Source organism: Agromyces zhanjiangensis (genome assembly GCF_040496055.1).
GTDB classification, from domain to species: Bacteria; Actinomycetota; Actinomycetes; order Actinomycetales; family Microbacteriaceae; genus Agromyces; species Agromyces zhanjiangensis.
The window spans coordinates 548,981-565,516 of the sequence record NZ_JBEPKB010000001.1; the positions used below are offsets into that span (position 1 = coordinate 548,981).

The following is a 16,536-nucleotide window of genomic DNA, read 5'->3' on the forward strand; positions in this document are numbered from 1 at the left end:
CGCGAAACGAAAGGAGCCGCGTCATGCGCGCCCTCATCCACTCCACCTTCGGCGCCCCCGAGACCGTGCTCGCGGTCGAGGAGCGGCCGCTCCCCGAGCCGGGGCCGGGCCAGGTCCGCGTCCGCACGCTGCTCGCGACGATCCACAACCACGACCTGTGGACGGTGCGCGGCACCTATGGCTTCAAGCCCGAGCTTCCCGCCGCCGCGGGCACGGAGGCCGTGGGCGTCGTGGACGCGCTGGGCGACGACGTGACCGGGCTCCAGGTCGGCCAGCGCGTCGTCACCGGCGGCACGTTCGGCGTCTGGGCCGAGTACTTCGTCGCCGGCGCCGCCGGGCTCATCCCGGTGCCGGACGGGCTCCCCGACGAGGCGGCGGCACAGCTCGTCTCGATGCCGTTCAGCGCGGTCAGCCTGCTGCACTCGCTGGACCTGGAGCCGGGCGACTGGATGGTGCAGAACGCGGCGAACGGCGCGGTGGGCCGCATGGTCGCGCAGATCGGAGCGGCGCGCGGGATCAACGTCATCGGTCTCGTGCGGCGCGCCGAGGGCGTGACCGAACTCCGCGAGCAGGGTATCGCGAACGTCGTGTCGACCGAGGCCGACGGATGGCGCGACGAGGTCGCCGCGCTCACCGGCGGCGCGCCGATCGTCGCGGGCGTCGACTCGGTGGGCGGCGACGCGTCGGCCGACGTGGTCTCGCTGCTCGGCGACCAGGGCACGCTCGTGGTGTTCGGGGCGATGCACTCGCCCGACATGCGCATCCCCTCCGGCGACGTGATCTTCAAGCAGCTCACCATCCGGGGATTCTGGGGCAGCCGAGTGAGCCGCGACATGGACGCCGACACCAGGTCGATGCTGTTCGGTCAGCTCATGGGGCACGTCCTCGCGGGCGAACTCACCCTGCCGGTCGCCGGCACGTACGCGTTCGACGACATCGCCGAGGCGGTCGAGGCGAGCACGACCGCCGGCCGGGTGGGCAAGGTGCTGCTTCGTCCGTAGCCTCGGGCCCGACCTCCGGCCGCGCTAGATCGCGATCCCGCGCGCCCGGAGGTCACCGGCGAACGCCGTGCGCAGGTCGTCGTCGACCGCGAGGTCGACCGCGGCGAGCGAGTCGACGACCGAGTCGATCCGCGTCGAGCCGATGACCGGCCACGCACCGGGCATCGCGTCGAGCATCGCCGCGAGCGCGGCGCGATGCACCGAGACGTCCCGATCGAGGGCGATCGCCGCGACGTGGGGCACGTGCGTCGCGAGCGGGTCGGCCTTCGGTCCGCCGAACGGTGCGTAGGCGAGGAACGGGATGCCGGCGTCACGGCAGTAGCGGTACTCGGCGGCCTCGTCGATGCCCAGCGCGAACCGGTTCTCGACGGCGTCGAGCGTCGTGATCGAACGGGCTCGCTCGAGCTGCTCGACCGTCGCGTTCGACAGGCCGATCGCCTGCACGACGCCCTCGTCGCGGAGCGCCGCGAGCTCGCGGACGGACGCGTCGAGGTCGTCGACCCGATCGGTCCGGTGCAGGAGCAGCAGCGACGGCGGAGCCCCGAGCACCTCGCGGCTGCGCAGCGCGTCGGCCCGGACGCGCTCCGCGCTCGTGTCGGAATCCCAGGCGGCCCGGCCGAGCCGGAAGTGCCCGGCCTTGGTGATGATCGGGATGCCCGGCGACTGCACGCGAGCCGCCTGCGCGATCCGCTCCCCCGCCGCATCGTCGTCGACCGTGGCGTACGCGCGAGCCGTGTCGATGGCAGCCACGCCGGCGTCGACGGCGGCTCGCACCACGGCGAGCGCCCCGTCGATCGTCGCGCCCTCCTTGAGCACCAGGGAGGCGACGCCGAGCACGATGCCCGGGGCCGGCAACGCCAACCCCGTCATCCGATGCCTCGCTGCGATGCGGACGCCACGCCCGTAACCTACCGCGATCCGGCCACCGGCGCGGAGCACGAGCGGACGGGAACGGCGGGCCACCCGAAGGCGGCCCGCCGCCTCAGCTCGCTCGAGTGGCGGTCACTCCTCGTAGGTGAGACCGAAGCCGAACGGGTAGAGCGCCCCGTCGTCCGTCTCGTCGTAGCCCGGGGTGTCGCTGTGCTGCTGGACGATGGCCTCCCGCGTTCCGGCGAGCGCGAACGGCATCCGGCCCTTCGGGCTGAACTCGCCCGACACGACGTCCATCAGCGCCGACGTGCTGTTGCCGAAGTGCGGTGTTCTCCGCACCCACCTCCGACATGACCTGCTGGACCGTGTCGAGCGACGGCGTGACCTGCCACGACTCGGCGTCGGCCATGCCGGTGAAGTCGGTGACGCTCGTCTCCCACGGGAACGAACCGCCGAATCGCAGGCGATCGTCCGTGCAGGCGCCCCCGCCCTGGATGACGCAGACGTCCGACTCGCCGTAGAGGCTCTCGCCGTCGAGGCCCTCGTACCCGTCGATGACCGGCGACCCGAGGCCGTGGCGCACCAGCTGCGCCGGCGCTGGACCGGCGACACCCCGACGTCGACCCCCTGGCACTCGATGTCCGCCCGATGCGGATGCTGCGGCGCGGCGCCTTCCGGAGTACCGTTCGCCCCGATGGCGCGCGTCGACGCTCGTCACGAGGTCGACGCCGCGCCCCTGACGAAGGGGAAGCGGAGATGGCGAAGTACCTCGTGCTGTACCGGGCCGACGTGAGCGCGGAGGAGCAGATGCAGCAGTCGCCCGAGGAGGGCCAGGCCGAGATGCAGGAGTGGATGGCGTGGGCCGGCAAGGTCGGCGATGCCCTCGCCGACTTCGGATCGCCGGTCGGCAACGGCCGGGCCGTCGGCGCGTCCGGCGCCTCCGCGTCGTCGTCGGATGTCGCGGGCTACTCGATCGTCGAGGCGGCGGATGCCGACGCGGCCGTCGCCCTCATGGACGCCCACCCGCACCTGAAGGTCGGCACGATCGAGGTGCTGGAGGCCCTGGAGATCCCGGGCATGTGACCAGCGCCGCGGGTCAGGCGCCGCCGGCGTCGACCACCCGCATCGTCTCCCCCGCCCGCGCCGCGAACGCCGTCGCCTCCGCCGCGATCGTGCGTCGCATGACCTCGACGGCGGCGGTCGGCGCGACGTCCGCCGGCATCGCCAGGCTGATCGTCCGGTCGAGCGCGCGCTCGGCGAGCCGCACCGCGCGCAGCCCGGGCCGGTCGATGAGTACGAGCGCGGGCACGATGGCGACGCCGAGTCCGCGCTCGACGAACCGGAGCACGGCGTCCATCTCCGCACCCTCGAGCACGACCTCGGGGTCGAGCGATGCGGCGCGGAACGCGGCATCCGTCGCCGCCCGCAGGTCGTAGGTCGAGCTGAAGACGACCTGAGGCAGCCTCGCGACCTCGGCGAGCGAGATCGTCTCGCGCGACGTGACGGGCGGCGCAGCAGCGGATGACACGACCACGAGCTCCTCGACGAGCAGCGGCGTCACGGTGACGCGGCCCGGGGACGTGGCATCCGTCGTGGTCACGAGCGCGAGGTCGAGCTCGCCGCCGGCCAGCTGGTCGAGGAGGGCCCGCGAGCCCCGTTCCGAGAGGTGCAGCTCGATGGCCGGATGCTCGGCGTGGAAGGTGCTGAGCACCTCGGCGACGAGGCTGATGCAGAGGGTCGGCGTGGCGCCGAGGCGCACGCGGCCGCGCTCGAGGCCGGCGAGTTCCGCGAGTTCGCGCCGCACCGACTCGGCGTCGGCGAGCATGCGGCGCGCGAGGGGCAGCAGCGACTCCCCCGCGACCGTGAGCGTGGAACCGCCCCGGGCGCGGTGGAAGAGCTCGGCGCCGAGGTCCTGTTCGAGTGCCGCGATCTGGCGGCTCAGCGACGGCTGGGCGAGGTAGAGCTCCTCGGCGGCGCGCGTGAAGTTGCCGAACCGCGCGACCTCGACGAACGACCGGAGTTGCTCGAGGTTCATATCCATAGCCTAAACGCATCATCCTGACACTGAAGATGCATTGGACGGATGTAACCGCCCAACCTAGCGTGGTTCGCATGCCTGCATTCGCCAACGCTCGGGAACGCCAGCTCTCCACGACCGTCCTCGTCATCGGCACGGGCGGGTCGGGCCTGCGCGCCGCGATCGAACTCGCCGAGGCGGGCGTCGACGTGCTCGCGCTCGGCAAGCGCGCCAGGTCCGACGCGCACACCTCGCTCGCCGCCGGCGGCATCAACGCGGCCCTCGGCACGATGGATGCCGACGACAGCTGGCAGCAGCACGCCGCCGACACCCTGAAGGAGAGTTACCTCCTCGCCGACCCGCGCACCGTCGAGGCCGTGACCAAGGGCGCGGCCCGCGGCATCCAGGACCTCGAGCGCTACGGCATGCCGTTCGCCCGCGAGGAGGACGGCCGCATCTCGCAGCGCTTCTTCGGCGCGCACACCTACCGCCGCACCGCGTTCGCGGGCGATTACACCGGCCTCGAGATCCAGCGCACGCTCGTGAACCGCGCCGCGCAGCTGAACGTGCCGATCCTCGACACGGTCTACGTCACGCGCATCCTCGTGAACGACGACGGCGCGGTCTTCGGCGCCTACGGCTTCGACCTCGAGGACGGCACGCGCTACCTCATCCACGCCGACGCCGTCGTCCTCGCCGCCGGCGGCCACAACCGCATCTGGCGCCGCACCTCGTCGCGGCGCGACGAGAACACGGGCGACTCGTGGCGCCTCGCCGTCGAGGCGGGCGGCCGGGTGCGCGACCCCGAGCTCGTGCAGTTCCACCCCTCCGGCATCCTCGAGCCCGAGAACGCCGCCGGCACGCTCATCAGCGAGGCCGCGCGCGGCGAGGGCGGCATCCTCACGAACGCCCTCGGCGAGCGCTTCATGGCCAGGTACGACCCCGAGCGGATGGAGCTCTCGACCCGCGACCGCGTGGCGCTGGCCGCGTACACCGAGATCAAGGAGGGCCGCGGCACGCCCGACGGCGGCGTCTGGCTCGACGTCTCGCACCTGCCCCGCGAGACGATCATGCGGCGCCTCCCCCGGGTGTACCAGACGATGCTGGAGCTGCAGATGCGCGACATCACGCAGGAGCCGATCGAGATCGCGCCCACCGCGCACTACTCGATGGGCGGCGTGTGGGTGCGCCCCGACGACCACGGCACGGATGTCCCGGGGCTGTACGCGATCGGCGAGGCCTCCTCCGGCCTGCACGGCGCGAACCGCCTCGGCGGCAACTCGCTCATCGAGCTGCTCGTCTTCGGGCGCATCGTCGGGCAGGCGGCCGCCGCCTACTCGCGTGGGCTCGACGCGCAGCGGCGCTCGTCAACCGCGGTCGCGGCCGCCCGCGCCGAGATCGACGACCTGCTGGCAGCGGATGGCCCGGAGAACGTGCGCGCGCTGCAGCGCGCCATCCGGAACACCATGACCGAGCACGCGGGCGTCGTGCGTGATGAAACCGGGCTGCTCGCCGGCCTCGCGGAGCTCGACGCGATCGAGGCCCGCATGGCCGACATCGGCGTGCACCCCGACCTGGCCGGCTACCAGGACCTCGCCCACGCCTTCGACCTGAAGTCGGCGGCGCTCGCCGCTCGCGCGACCCTGGACGCCGCGCTCGAACGACGCGAGACCCGCGGATGCCACAACCGCTCCGACTTCCCCGAGACGGATGCCGCGCTGCAGGTCAACCTCGTCTGGTCGCCGTCGACCGGGGTGACCCGCGAGGAGATCCCCCCGATCCCGGGCGAGATCGCGGCGCTCATGGAGCGCGAGGTGTCGACGGTCGGGAAGCTCGTGGAGTAGTCGCGCGCCCGCCGATGTCGGCGACTCAGAGGTGCGTGACCCCGAGGACGCGGTGGCCGATGTTGATCGACTCACCCGAGACGGCGCCCGCACGCGGGGACACGAGGAACGCGACGAGGTCGGCGATCTGGTCGGGGCTGGACTCGCCGGCGCGGGCGACCTCGACGTCAGCGGACGGCGTGTCCGTCACGAGGCCCGGGCTGACGACGTTCACGGTGACGCCCGTGCCGGCCGCCGCGTCGGCGAGCCCCTTGGCGGCGATCGTCAGCGCCGCGTTCCGAACCGACCCCGTGACGTTGCCGGTCAGGTAGGCGTTCTGCCCGCTGATGCCGACGATCCGGCCGAATCCGGCCTCCTGCATCGGCCCGAGCGCGGCGTTCGCCAGTCGCAGGAAGGTCATCGCCTTCCGGTCGACTCCCTCGAGCACCTGGGCGGGGTCCGAGTTCTTCGACGGGTCGAGCGTGCGCGCCGACGGCGCCGCCGTCACGACGAGCGCATCGAGTCGCCCGAAGTCCTCCAGGATCCGGGCGAACCCGGCGGCGACGGATGCGTCGTCGCCGCCGTCCATCACCAGTTCGGCGGTGTCGCGACGCGACGCCGCCACGACCTCGGCGCCCTCCTCGCGCAGTCGGGAGACGATCGCGGAACCGATGTACCCGGACCCGCCGACCACGAGCACGACGCGACCCTGCAACTGGAGATCCATGCCGGCGACGATACCGGTCGGCTCGGACCCATCGATCGCCGCCGTGAGTCCTTTCACGGGTGCTGACACGGGATCGCGGCGCTCAGCGCGCGAGCCACCCTCCGTCGACGGGCAGCACGACCCCGTGCACGTAGTCGGCGTCAGGCGACGTGAGGAAGGCGACCGCGCCGGCGATGTCGTCCGGGCGCGCCCACCGTCCCGCAGGGATCCGCTCCGAGATCTGCCGGTGGCGCACCGGGTCGGCCTGCAGCGCGTCGTTCATGTCGGTCGCGACGTAGCCGGGGGCGATGGCGTTGACGTTCACGCCGGATGCGGCCCATTCGTTCGCCAGCGCCTTCGTGAGCTGCGCCACCCCGCCCTTGCTCGCGGCATAGCCGGGCACCGTGAGTCCACCCTGGAAGCTTAGCAGCGAGGCGACGAAGACGATCCTCCCGCTCCCCCGCCGCACCATCCCCCGGCCGAACTCGCGCGCGAGGATGAACGGCGAGCGCAGGTTGACTCCGACGACGTCGTCCCAGTCCAGCGTGGAGTGCTCCACTGCCGGTGCCCGACGATTGATGCCGGCAGCCTGCACGAGCACGTCGGGCGTGCCGTGCTGATCCTCGATGCGCTCGGCGAGGCCGAGCGCGGCGTCCGGATCCGCGAGGTCCGCGGCCATCGGATGGAACCGCCGTCCCAGACGGCGCACCTCGGCGGCGACGGCCGCGAGCCCGTCGATCGATGAACCCGCCCCGACGATGTCGGCACCGTCCCGAGCGAGTCGCAGCGCGATCGCACGACCGATGCCCCTGCTCGCACCCGTCACGACCGCGAGACGTGGCGTCCGCTCCGAGACCCCCGCCGCGCTCACGCCACGTTCCCGGGAGCCCCCATCGACGCGGAGATCTCGCCCGCGGTCTCGATGATGCGAGCACCGAGGTCCCCGGCGGCGTCGGGCGTGACGCGGGTCGCCGGGCCGGCGATGCTGACCGCGGCGATCGCTCGGCCCTGGAAGTCGAAGACGGGGGCGGCGAACCCTCGGATGCCCTCCCGATTCTCCTGATCGTCGATCGCGTACCCGCGCTCGCGCGTCTCGGCGAGATCGGCCTCGAGCGCCGCCTCGGAGTCGATGGTGTACGGCGTGCGGGCCACGAGCGGCTGCGGCACGTGGGCCGACCGCGTGCTCTCGGGAGTCCAGGCCAGGATCGCCTTGCCGATCGCCGTCGCATATGCGGGCACCGCGGTACCGACACGGCTGAAGACGCGCACGGGGTGCGGACTGTCGACGAGCTCGATGTAGACGACGTCGGTTCCGCTCAGCACGCCGAGGTGCGCGGTCTCCTGCGTCTCCTCGACGAGGGCCCGCATCGAGGGAAGGGCCGCCCTGCGCAGGTCGAGCCGGTTCAGGTACTCCGCCCCGAGCTGGACCGTCGCGAGGCCGAGCGTGTACACGCCGAGCTCGTCGTCGAATCGGAGGAACTGCCGCGCTTCGAGCGTCCTCAGGATGCGCATCGTCGTCGGCTTGGAGTAGCCGAGGATCGAGCTGCAGGCGGCGAGCGTCAGACCCGGCGGCGGACTCTCCGCGACCTGGAGCAGCACCTGCAGCGCGCGGTCAACGCTTTGCGTTCCAGTCGTGCCTCCGGCATCGCGCCGGCTCGCAGACGTGTCGACCATCGGGGTTCCTCTCGGAGTGGGTTCTGTGGTGCCGACCGGATGTCGCGGGGTGGCCCCTACGGTAGCGGCCACCGGTCTCATGCGAGTGCCGTGACGGCGACCTGGTCCATGTCGGTGAACGCCTGGTTCTCGCCGGCCATGACCCAGACGAACGCGTAGTCGGTCGTGCCGGAGCCGAAGTGGACCGACCAGCTCGGCGAGATCACCGCGTCCCGATCCGACAGCACGAGGGTGCGCGTGTCGTCGGGTTCGCCCATCACGTGCTGGACGCGATGACCCTCCGGCAGGCCGAAGTACAGGTAGATCTCGGTGCGACGGTCGTGCGTGTGCGGCGGCATGCTGTTCCACACGCTCCCGGGCTCGAGCGAGGTGATGCCCAGGACCAGCTGGTCGCTGCGAACCCCGTCGGCGTGGATGTGCTTGTGCACGGTGCGCCGATTCGCGGTCGCGGCATCCCCGGTCCGCGTGGTGAGCGCGTCCTGCAGGCGGACGAGCGTCGTCGGGTGACCGCTGAACGAGAGCGCCGAGGCGAGGTAGAACGCGGCCTCGCCGGCACTCGTGGCGCCGAACGTGATGCTCCTGGATCCCTGGCCGACGTAGAGCACGTCGCGGTGCTCGAGTGCGTACTCGACGCCGTCGACCGTGACCGTGCCGGCCGTGCCGATCTGCACCACCGCGAGTTCGCGCCGATCGCAGAATCGTTCGCTGCGCAGCGCGGCGGGCGCCTCGAGTTCGATGGGGGCACCGGGGATCGGCATGACGCCGCCGATGACCATGCGGTCCTCGTGGGTGTAGACGAGCACCTGCTCGCCCGGCACGAAGAGCGCATCGGCGACGAAGCGCTCGCGCAGTGCGGCCTTGGACAGTGCTGCGACGTCGTCGGGGTGTGAGGCGTGTCGGATCTGCATGCGATGTTGCTCCCTCGATGGATGGTGCTCGGTGGGTGTCGCCGGTAGGTGGCGCTAGCGGATGACGTTCGTCGGCTCGCCGGAGGCGAACGCGAGGATGTTCTCGGCGGCGAGGCGGAACACGTCGTCGGCCTCGTCGGTGTGGAAGCCGATGTGCGGGGTGAGCACGGCGTTGCTCGCGATCGCGGGCAGTCCGTCGGTCGCGGGCGGCTCCTCCGTGAACACGTCGATCCCGGCGCCGAAGATGCGCCCTGCGGCGAGCAGGTCGTCGAGCGCCCGGCCGTCGACGACCTCGGCGCGTGCGGTGTTCACGAAGATCGCGTCGTCTCGCATCCGCTCGAGCAGCCCGCGACTCACGAGCCGATCAGTCTCGGGCGAGTGCGTCAGGTGGACCGACACGACGCGCGAGGTCTCGAAGAGCTCCTCGAGGCTCACCTGCTCGGCGCCGAGGGCGGCGCTGCGGTCGGGGTCGACTGTGCGGCTCCAGTAGACCGGCTCCATGCCGAGCCCCTTCGCGAGGCGGATGACGCGGCCGCCGATGGCGCCGGCGCCGACGACGCCGATGCGCGAGCCCGCGAGCTTGAGCCCCTGGTGCTTCGCCCAGCCGCCCGAGCGCACGATGCCGTCGCCCTCGACGACGCGGCGCGCGACCGCGAACATGAGGGCGATGGCGTGCTCGGCGACGCTCTGGCTCGCGAAGTCGGGCACGTTCGTCACGGTGACGCCGGCGCGCTCGGCCTCGGCCATGTCCACGAACCGGCGCGCACCGGTGCCGACGAAGCTCACGAGCTCAAGCGACGGCGTCTGCTCCAGCAGCCCTGCGGGCAGCGGGCCCTGGTCGCCGATGATGTAGAGCGCCTCGAAGCCCTGTGCTGCGGCGATCGCCTCCTCGGGCCGGTCGAATCGCCCGCCCTCGATCCAGGCGAACTCGTGGCCTGCGGCGCGCAGGGGTGTCACGACGTCGCGTTCGATGATCTCGCGGTACTGGGCTTCGGTGTCGATGCAGACGATGCGCATCCGGGTGGCTCCTTCTCGGGGTCGTTCGTGTGGTGCGCCGCGCGGATGCCGCGGCCGGCCGGCCGGCCGGCCGCGGCATCCGCTCGGTTCGGGATCACGGGGTCACCAGGTCACTCGCCGACCCAGCGGTTGAACTGGTCGAGCACGGCGTCGATGTTCTCGGAGTAGTAGCCGATGTCCTGGCGGATCGAGTCGGTCACGTTGTCGCCGATGGGGAGGAACTGCTGCACGCCCGAGGGGAACGAGGCGGGCTCGAGGCCGACGACCGACGCGGGGATCGGCGTGGGCACCTTGCTCGCGAAGGCGATCTGCCCGTCGGTGTTCTCGATGACGTTCGCGAGGAGCTCCTGCGCCGCAGCGGCGTTCGGCGCGTCGGCGGGGATCGCCCAGACGGAGTTCGAGTAGCCGGCCTCGTTCCACGTGATCGACGCGGGGAAGCCGTTCTCGGACGCCGCGACGAACGCGCGGTTCGCCCAGAGGATGCCGATGTCGCACGAGCCGTTCTCGAAGGACTCGATCGACTGGGCGCCGCTCGTCCACCAGGTGATGTCGTCCTTGATCTCGTCGAGCTTGGCGAGGGCACGGTCGACGTCGAGCGGGTAGAGCGCGTCGGGAGCGACGCCGTCGGCGAGGAGCGCGGCCTCGAGGGTCCAACCGTACTGGGGGTTGTTGAAGAAGCATCGCTTGCCGGGGAACGTGTCGAGGTCCCAGAGGTCGGCCATCTCCGACGGCTTCTCGCCGGGGTACGCCTCGTCGTCCCACGTGAGGACCATGCCGAACGTGCCGACTTCGATGCCGTAGTCGCTGTAGGTGCCCTCGACGAGCTGGTCGACGGGCACGATCGACGTGTCGATCTCGGCGAGGTACCCCTCCTCGGCGGCCTTCTCGGCATCGTTCACGGTGGGCAGGAACGCGAGGCTCCACGGCACCTGACCGGCCTCGGCGGCGGCGAAGAACTTCGTCGCGGCTTCGTTGTAGTCGTCGGTCACGGTGACGCCCGTGGCGGCGGTGAAGTCGGCGAACAGGGTCGCGTCGAGCTCCTCCCACACCTGCCCGCCGCTGGTGTCGTAGAAGAGGATGTCGCCGCTGAGGGCGCCGTCCTCCGACGAGGCGCCGGTGCCGCTCGACGCGCACGAGGTGAGGGCGATCGCCGAGGCGAGGGTCGCCGCTCCTGCGAGGAGGAGGCGGTGACGACGGATGGTACTCATGGCTGCTCCTAGGTGTCTCGTGGTGCTGGTTGGTGATGCGTGCTGTGGTGGTGCGGTGGTGGTGCGTGCTGTGGTGGTGCGGTGGTGCGGACGTGACGCAGGTCGGGCCGATGCCGCGACCGCGCACTACTCGGCCGCGACGAGCGCGACCTCGCCGGGCCGCACGAGCAGCGAGACCTGCTCGCCGACGACGGGCACGGGGGCCGAGGGGTCGAGGTCGGCGGCGCAGGCGATGCCGTCGGCGTCGAGGTGGATGCTGCGGCGCTGACCGAGGAACCGGACCTCGGTCACGGTCGCGGCGGCGAGCCGTTCGAGGCCGGGCTGCGCCGGGTCGCCGACTGCGCCGAGGACGAGCTGCTCGGGGCGCACCGAGCAGACGACGTCCTCGCCCTGGATGGCGGGGTTCGCGCGGGCGGCGAGGTCGTGGTCGCCGACGCGCACGAGTGCGGATGCCCCGTCGCGCCCGGTGAGGCGCCCGGGGAACAGGTTCGTCTTGCCGAGGAACTTCGCGACGAAGAGGTCCTTCGGTTCGCGGTAGAGCTGCTCGGGGGTGCCGAGTTGCACGATGCGCCCGTCGCGCATGACGCCCATGCGGTCGGAGAGGATGAACGCCTCCTCCTGGTCGTGCGTGACGTAGACGGCCGTGGTGTTCGACTCCTGCTGGATCCGTCGCACCTCGGCGCCGAGCTCCTCGCGGAGGCCGCGATCGAGCGCGCCGAGCGGCTCGTCGAGCAACAGCACGCGCGGGTTCTGCGCGAGGGCGCGGCCGAGCGCGACTCGCTGCTGCTGCCCGCCGCTGAGCTGGGCCGGGTAGCGGTCGGCGTAGCCGCCCAGGGCGACGAGCTCGATCATCTCGGCGACGCGGGCCGCGCGCTTCGCGGCGGGGAGCTTTCGCACCTTGAGGCCGTACTCGATGTTCTCGGCGACCGTGAGGTGCGGGAACAGCGCGTAGTTCTGGAACACGAACCCGATGTCGCGCTTCTGGGTGGGGGTGCGCGTGACATCCGTTCCATCGATGTGGAGGGTGCCGCGCGCCGGGTCGAGCAGTCCCGCGATGATGCGGAGCAGGGTCGTCTTCCCCGAGCCGCTGGGGCCGAGCAGGGTGAAGAACTCACCGGCGTGCACGTGGAGGTCGGTGTCGGCGAGGGCCGGCACGCCGTTGTAGTCGAGGCCGATGTCGGACACGACGACCTCGCCGCGGCGTTCGCCCACGGCGGCGGCGTGGGGGCCGTTCGCACGGCGGAGCGTCGAGAGGGTCATGGCTTCTCCTGTCGGGCTGGGGGCCGGACGGTCCCTCGGCGGGCGGCGCGGTCGGCGGTCGCGCGGTTCAGCACGCTGCGCACGACGACGATGAGCACGACGACGAGCACGAGCAGTGAGGCCACGGCCGGCACGGTGGGCACGATCCCGCTCTCGAGGTACTTGTAGATCGTGACGGGGAGGGTCTTGGTGGGTCCGGTCTGGACGAACAGTGCGAGCACGACCTCGTCCCACGAGGTGACGAACGCGATGGCGAAGGCGCCGACGACGCTCGGCATGATGCCGCGCACGACGATGGTCCAGAAGGCGCGGGCGCGCGAGGCGCCGAGCGTCCAGGCGGCCGCTTCGATCCCGCGGTCGGCCGAGCCCATCGCCGCGCTGATCAGGGCGTAGCTCAGGGGGAACGCGATGATCGTGTGTGCGAAGACGAGCCCGATCACGGTGCCGGTGAGGCCGAGCCTGAGCTCGACGTCGAAGATGCCGATCGCGAGGAGGATCGCGGGCGTGACGATCGGCGCGAAGGCGAGGCCGCCGATGACGGCCTTGCCGGTGGTCGAGGTCATGCGGCTCGTGATGCGGGCGAGCACGAGCGCCATCCCGACCGAGAGCACGGCAGTGCCGAGCGCGACGATGAGGCTCTGCGTGATCGGTCCGAGCCAGGTCTGGCTCGTGAAGACCTCGCCGAACCAGCGCAGCGTGAAGCCGCGCGGCGGGAAGACGACGGTGCCCGTCTCGCCGACGGCGAGCGGGAACACGAAGAGCACGGGGATCACGAGGAACGCGATGGTGACGACGCTCACGACGGCCGACCCGGCCATCCACGGCGACCAACGGAACGGCAGCGACGTGCTGACGCCCTTCGCCTGCGCCGAGCCGATCCCGCCGGGCTGGAAGCTGCCCGCGACCCTGACCACGCCGACGTAGCAGATGATGGTCGCGATGAGCAGGAGGATGCCCATCGCGCTCGCGATGCCCCACTGGTACACGTCGATCTGCTGCTGGATGTAGACCGAGATGGTCTGCTCCTGCGGGCCGCCGAGGATCGCCGGTACGAGGAAGAAGCTGAGGCCGAGGATGAAGACGAGCAGCGCGCCGCTCACGATCGAGCCGCGCACCATGGGGAGGTAGACGGTGAAGAAGGTGCGCACCGACGAGGCGCCCATGGTGCGCGCGGCGAGCACGAGGTTGTCGTCGACCGAGGTCATGCCCGCGTAGAGCACGAGCACCATGTACGGCAGCAGGTACATGACCGTGCCGACCAGCGTGCCGGCCTGCGTGTACAGCAGGGACGTCTCACCGAGTCCGAGTGCGAGGCTCAACTGGTTGACGATGCCGTTGGGGCTGAGGATCGACGTGACGGCGAAGAGGCGCACGACGATGGAGACCCAGAACGGCACGAGGATGAGCAGGAGCAGCAGGCCGGCGGTGCGCTTCGAGAGCCTCGAGATGAAGTACGCCGTCGGGAACGCGAGGAGGACGGTGAGCAGTGTCGAGTTCACGGCGAGCAGCACGGTGCGCCATTCGATGCGCAGCAGGAAGTCGTCGACGAAGATCTTCTGGTAGTTCGAGAGGTCGATCACCGGCGCCGCCGCGTCGAAGCGTCCGTCGGGACTCAGCGATCGCAGCAGTACGCTGAACACGGGCCAGACGAAGAAGACCAGGTAGATCGCGACGACCGGTGCGAGCAGTGCGACGCGCGCGGTGATCGCGCCGATGCGTCGCCGGATGACCGGGTCGGCGTTGATCGCCACGGGTGTCGTCGGGGTCGTGGTGTCGGTCGCAGTCATGTCAGCTCCTCTCGCGTTCTGTTCGGTCGGTGGATTATGAAACACCGTACCGAAATTGGATTTCGATCAGATGTCGGCGGTGTTCCGGTGCGTTTCCGCACCCCCGGACGGGTCCGCGACCGGGGCATCGAAGATCGTGTAGACCTTCCGCACGGTCGCCGTGACTCGCCACGTCCCGCTCCAACCGGGCTGGAGCACCAGCACCGTGCCGGGCGCGATCCCGGTCACGGCCCCGTCGTCGTGCTCGATCGAGCCTTCACCGGTGAGGAACTGCATGACCTCGCCGCTCTCGGGCTTCGCTGACGCGAACTCGCCCGGCGTGACCTCCCACACCCCGACCTCGACCCCGTCGCGCGCGGCGAACACGTGTTCCGAGGTCCTGGGATCGCCGGCGAGCACCCGGGCGGGCGCCCCCGTCGGCTCGAGGGCGAGTGCGAGGAGGTCGATGGGCGAGTAGTCGGCGGCGAGGTTCATGCGTGCTCCATGGATGCGGTCGGTTCGAGCGAGAGCGCGGGCGTCGACGATGCGGAACCCGTTCGATCCGCGAGTGCGGCGCGATTGACGAGCGAGGGGACCTCGCGGCCACGCAGCACGGCTGCGCACCGCTCGGCGAGGCGCTCCCGCAGGCGCGCCTCCGACGCCTCGGAGTACCAGGCGAGGTGATTCGTGATGATCGCGTTCGGTGCGGAGAGCAGGGGATCGTCGGCCGTGGGCGGCTCGGCCTCGAGCACGTCGAGGGCGGCACCCGCGAGTCGCCCTTCGCGCAGGGCCGCGGCGAGCGCGGCACCGTCGACGAGGCCGCCTCGCGAGACGTTCACGAGCGTCGCGGTCGGCTTCATGCGCGCGATGGAGTCGGCACCGATCAGGTGATGCGTGTCCGAGGTGAGCGGGCAGTGCAGGCTCACCACGTCCCCGTCGGCGAGTGCGGTGTCGAGATCCACGAGCTCCACGTCGTCGAGCGCGCTCGCGTACGGGTCGTGCGCGATGATCCGACCGACGAACGGCCGCATCATCCGGATCACCTCGCTCCCGATACGGCCGACGCCGATGAGCGAGAGCGTCGCCGTCGAGAGCGGCGCGATCGGTCGCAGCCTGGTCCAGTCGGCCCATCCGCCGCGGCGCACGAGCGAGTCTGCCGCCGAGATCCGACGGGCGGCGTTGAGGATCAGCGCGACGGCGTGCGTCGCCACCTCCTCCTCGCAGTAGTCGGGCACGTTGACGACGGAGATCGATCGGGCGGATGCGGCGGCCACGTCGACCGTGTCGACGCCCACGCCGTACCGGCCGATCACCTTCCAGCTCGGGTTCGCGTCCATGTCCGCCCCGGTGATCGGACCGTACTGCACGAGGACGCCGTCTGCGGGCCCTGCGCCGATCCGGCTGCCGTCCGCGTCGCGGGCATCGCGCACATCGACGTCGAATCGGGCAGCGGCCGCGGCCTCGAGTTCGATGCCGCCGTAGGAGGAGTCGAGCACCTCGAGCATCGGTGCCCCACCGTCGTACCCCGCTGTCGTCGCCATTCCCGATCCTTCCGTGCGATTTTGGAATGGTATTTCATTTTTTGTTCCAGGCGCAAGGGTGGCATCTGCGGAGGTCGTGCATCACCACCTGCCTCGACGGCGCGCCCGCTCCCGCCCGACCTCGGCGGTCCGACCTCGACGCACGCACGGTCGAGGGGACCGGCGCCCCGTCGCGCGCGATTCGGCGTGCGCAGTCGAGCTCCGAAATAGACTCACGACGAGATGACGTACGAGGTTCCGCGGATGGACGCGCTCGAGTCCCGGGCGTGGCTGTCGTTGGTGTGGACGGCCGAGCTGCTGCCCGCGGCGCTCGACGCGCAACTGCAGGCGGAGTCGGGCATCACCCACTTCGAGTTCATGGTGCTGAGCATCCTGCAGCAGTCGGAGGGTTCGTCCCTGCGGACGAGCGACCTCGCCTCCGCCGTGAACGCCACGATGCCCCGCCTGTCGCGTGTCGTCGGGAAGCTCGCGTCGCGTGGACTCGTCGAACGAGCGGGCGACGAGCAGGACGCCCGCATCGTCAACGTGCACCTGACGACCGCCGGCCGGCGGGTGCTCGTCCGCGCCGTCCCCGGCCACATCGCACTGGTCAGGGAGCTCGTGGTCGATCGGCTCGATCCGGAGCAGCTCCGCGCGCTGGCCGACATCCTCGAACCGCTCGTCGATCGGCTCGATCCGGAGCAACGGCGCGCGTTCACCTCGGCCCGTCGCTCTCCGTCGGGCTGACCGCAGGGCGGCGATGCCG

The 16,536-nt window shown here is 71.3% G+C and carries 17 protein-coding genes; 4 read left to right on the forward strand and 13 right to left on the reverse strand.

What is annotated here, in order from left to right; all coding sequences use genetic code 11:
* Positions 1–23 precede the first annotated feature (23 nt).
* Positions 24–1,001, forward strand: a complete 978-nt coding sequence (locus ABME02_RS02640) for a zinc-binding dehydrogenase (RefSeq protein WP_353813720.1) — start codon at positions 24–26, stop codon at positions 999–1,001.
* A 24-nt stretch (positions 1,002–1,025) separates the two neighbouring features.
* On the opposite strand, the gene ABME02_RS02645 is transcribed toward ABME02_RS02640, so the two are convergent.
* The gene (locus ABME02_RS02645; protein WP_353813721.1) at positions 1,026–1,862 is read right to left on the reverse strand and encodes an aldo/keto reductase; all 837 of its coding nucleotides are present in this window, start codon (positions 1,860–1,862) and stop codon (positions 1,026–1,028) included.
* A gap of 141 nt (positions 1,863–2,003) precedes the next feature.
* Positions 2,004–2,210, reverse strand: coding sequence for a glycoside hydrolase family 3 protein (locus tag ABME02_RS02650; protein WP_353813722.1), 207 nt, complete (start codon positions 2,208–2,210; stop codon positions 2,004–2,006).
* 417 nt (positions 2,211–2,627) lie between these two features.
* Here ABME02_RS02650 and ABME02_RS02655 point away from each other — a divergent pair, with 417 nt between their 5' ends.
* Positions 2,628–2,954 (forward strand): YciI family protein, encoded by a 327-nt coding sequence (locus tag ABME02_RS02655; protein WP_353813723.1) that lies wholly within the window; start codon positions 2,628–2,630, stop codon positions 2,952–2,954.
* 13 nt (positions 2,955–2,967) lie between these two features.
* On the opposite strand, the gene ABME02_RS02660 is transcribed toward ABME02_RS02655, so the two are convergent.
* Positions 2,968–3,906, reverse strand: a complete 939-nt coding sequence (locus tag ABME02_RS02660) for a LysR family transcriptional regulator (RefSeq protein ID WP_436408226.1) — start codon at positions 3,904–3,906, stop codon at positions 2,968–2,970.
* Between the two features lie 77 nt (positions 3,907–3,983).
* Here ABME02_RS02660 and ABME02_RS02665 point away from each other — a divergent pair, with 77 nt between their 5' ends.
* On the forward strand, positions 3,984–5,732 hold the full coding sequence (locus ABME02_RS02665; RefSeq protein ID WP_353813725.1) for an L-aspartate oxidase: 1,749 nt from the start codon (positions 3,984–3,986) through the stop codon (positions 5,730–5,732).
* Between the two features lie 25 nt (positions 5,733–5,757).
* On the opposite strand, the gene ABME02_RS02670 is transcribed toward ABME02_RS02665, so the two are convergent.
* The 10 genes from ABME02_RS02670 to ABME02_RS02715 form a co-directional block, all read right to left on the reverse strand.
* Entirely contained in the window at positions 5,758–6,438 is a 681-nt protein-coding gene (locus tag ABME02_RS02670; protein ID WP_353813726.1) for an SDR family NAD(P)-dependent oxidoreductase, read from the reverse strand.
* An 82-nt stretch (positions 6,439–6,520) separates the two neighbouring features.
* On the reverse strand, positions 6,521–7,288 hold the full coding sequence (locus tag ABME02_RS02675; RefSeq protein ID WP_353813727.1) for an SDR family oxidoreductase: 768 nt from the start codon (positions 7,286–7,288) through the stop codon (positions 6,521–6,523).
* Positions 7,285–8,091 carry an IclR family transcriptional regulator gene (locus tag ABME02_RS02680; RefSeq protein WP_353813728.1) on the reverse strand — a complete coding sequence of 269 codons (807 nt, stop codon included), beginning with the start codon at positions 8,089–8,091 and terminating at the stop codon, positions 7,285–7,287. The genes ABME02_RS02675 and ABME02_RS02680 overlap by 4 nt, the downstream gene beginning before the upstream one ends.
* Before the next feature lie 77 nt (positions 8,092–8,168).
* Positions 8,169–8,999 (reverse strand): 5-dehydro-4-deoxy-D-glucuronate isomerase, encoded by an 831-nt coding sequence (gene kduI, locus ABME02_RS02685; RefSeq protein ID WP_154347125.1) that lies wholly within the window; start codon positions 8,997–8,999, stop codon positions 8,169–8,171.
* Positions 9,000–9,053: 54 nt separating this feature from the next.
* Positions 9,054–10,016, reverse strand: a complete 963-nt coding sequence (locus ABME02_RS02690) for a 2-hydroxyacid dehydrogenase (RefSeq protein WP_154347123.1) — start codon at positions 10,014–10,016, stop codon at positions 9,054–9,056.
* 110 nt (positions 10,017–10,126) lie between these two features.
* Positions 10,127–11,224, reverse strand: a complete 1,098-nt coding sequence (locus ABME02_RS02695; RefSeq protein WP_353813729.1) for an extracellular solute-binding protein — start codon at positions 11,222–11,224, stop codon at positions 10,127–10,129.
* A gap of 126 nt (positions 11,225–11,350) precedes the next feature.
* Positions 11,351–12,484, reverse strand: coding sequence for an ABC transporter ATP-binding protein (locus ABME02_RS02700; protein ID WP_353813730.1), 1,134 nt, complete (start codon positions 12,482–12,484; stop codon positions 11,351–11,353).
* On the reverse strand, positions 12,481–14,271 hold the full coding sequence (locus ABME02_RS02705) for an ABC transporter permease (protein WP_353813731.1): 1,791 nt from the start codon (positions 14,269–14,271) through the stop codon (positions 12,481–12,483). The genes ABME02_RS02700 and ABME02_RS02705 overlap by 4 nt, the downstream gene beginning before the upstream one ends.
* 66 nt (positions 14,272–14,337) lie before the next feature.
* On the reverse strand, positions 14,338–14,745 hold the full coding sequence (locus tag ABME02_RS02710; RefSeq protein WP_353813732.1) for a cupin domain-containing protein: 408 nt from the start codon (positions 14,743–14,745) through the stop codon (positions 14,338–14,340).
* Positions 14,742–15,791, reverse strand: a complete 1,050-nt coding sequence (locus ABME02_RS02715) for a C-terminal binding protein (RefSeq protein ID WP_353813733.1) — start codon at positions 15,789–15,791, stop codon at positions 14,742–14,744. Before ABME02_RS02715 ends, ABME02_RS02710 begins: the two co-directional genes overlap by 4 nt.
* A gap of 222 nt (positions 15,792–16,013) precedes the next feature.
* Here ABME02_RS02715 and ABME02_RS02720 point away from each other — a divergent pair, with 222 nt between their 5' ends.
* A complete protein-coding gene (locus ABME02_RS02720) occupies positions 16,014–16,517 on the forward strand; it encodes a MarR family winged helix-turn-helix transcriptional regulator (protein WP_353813734.1) in 504 nt (167 codons plus the stop codon).
* Positions 16,518–16,536 lie beyond the last annotated feature (19 nt).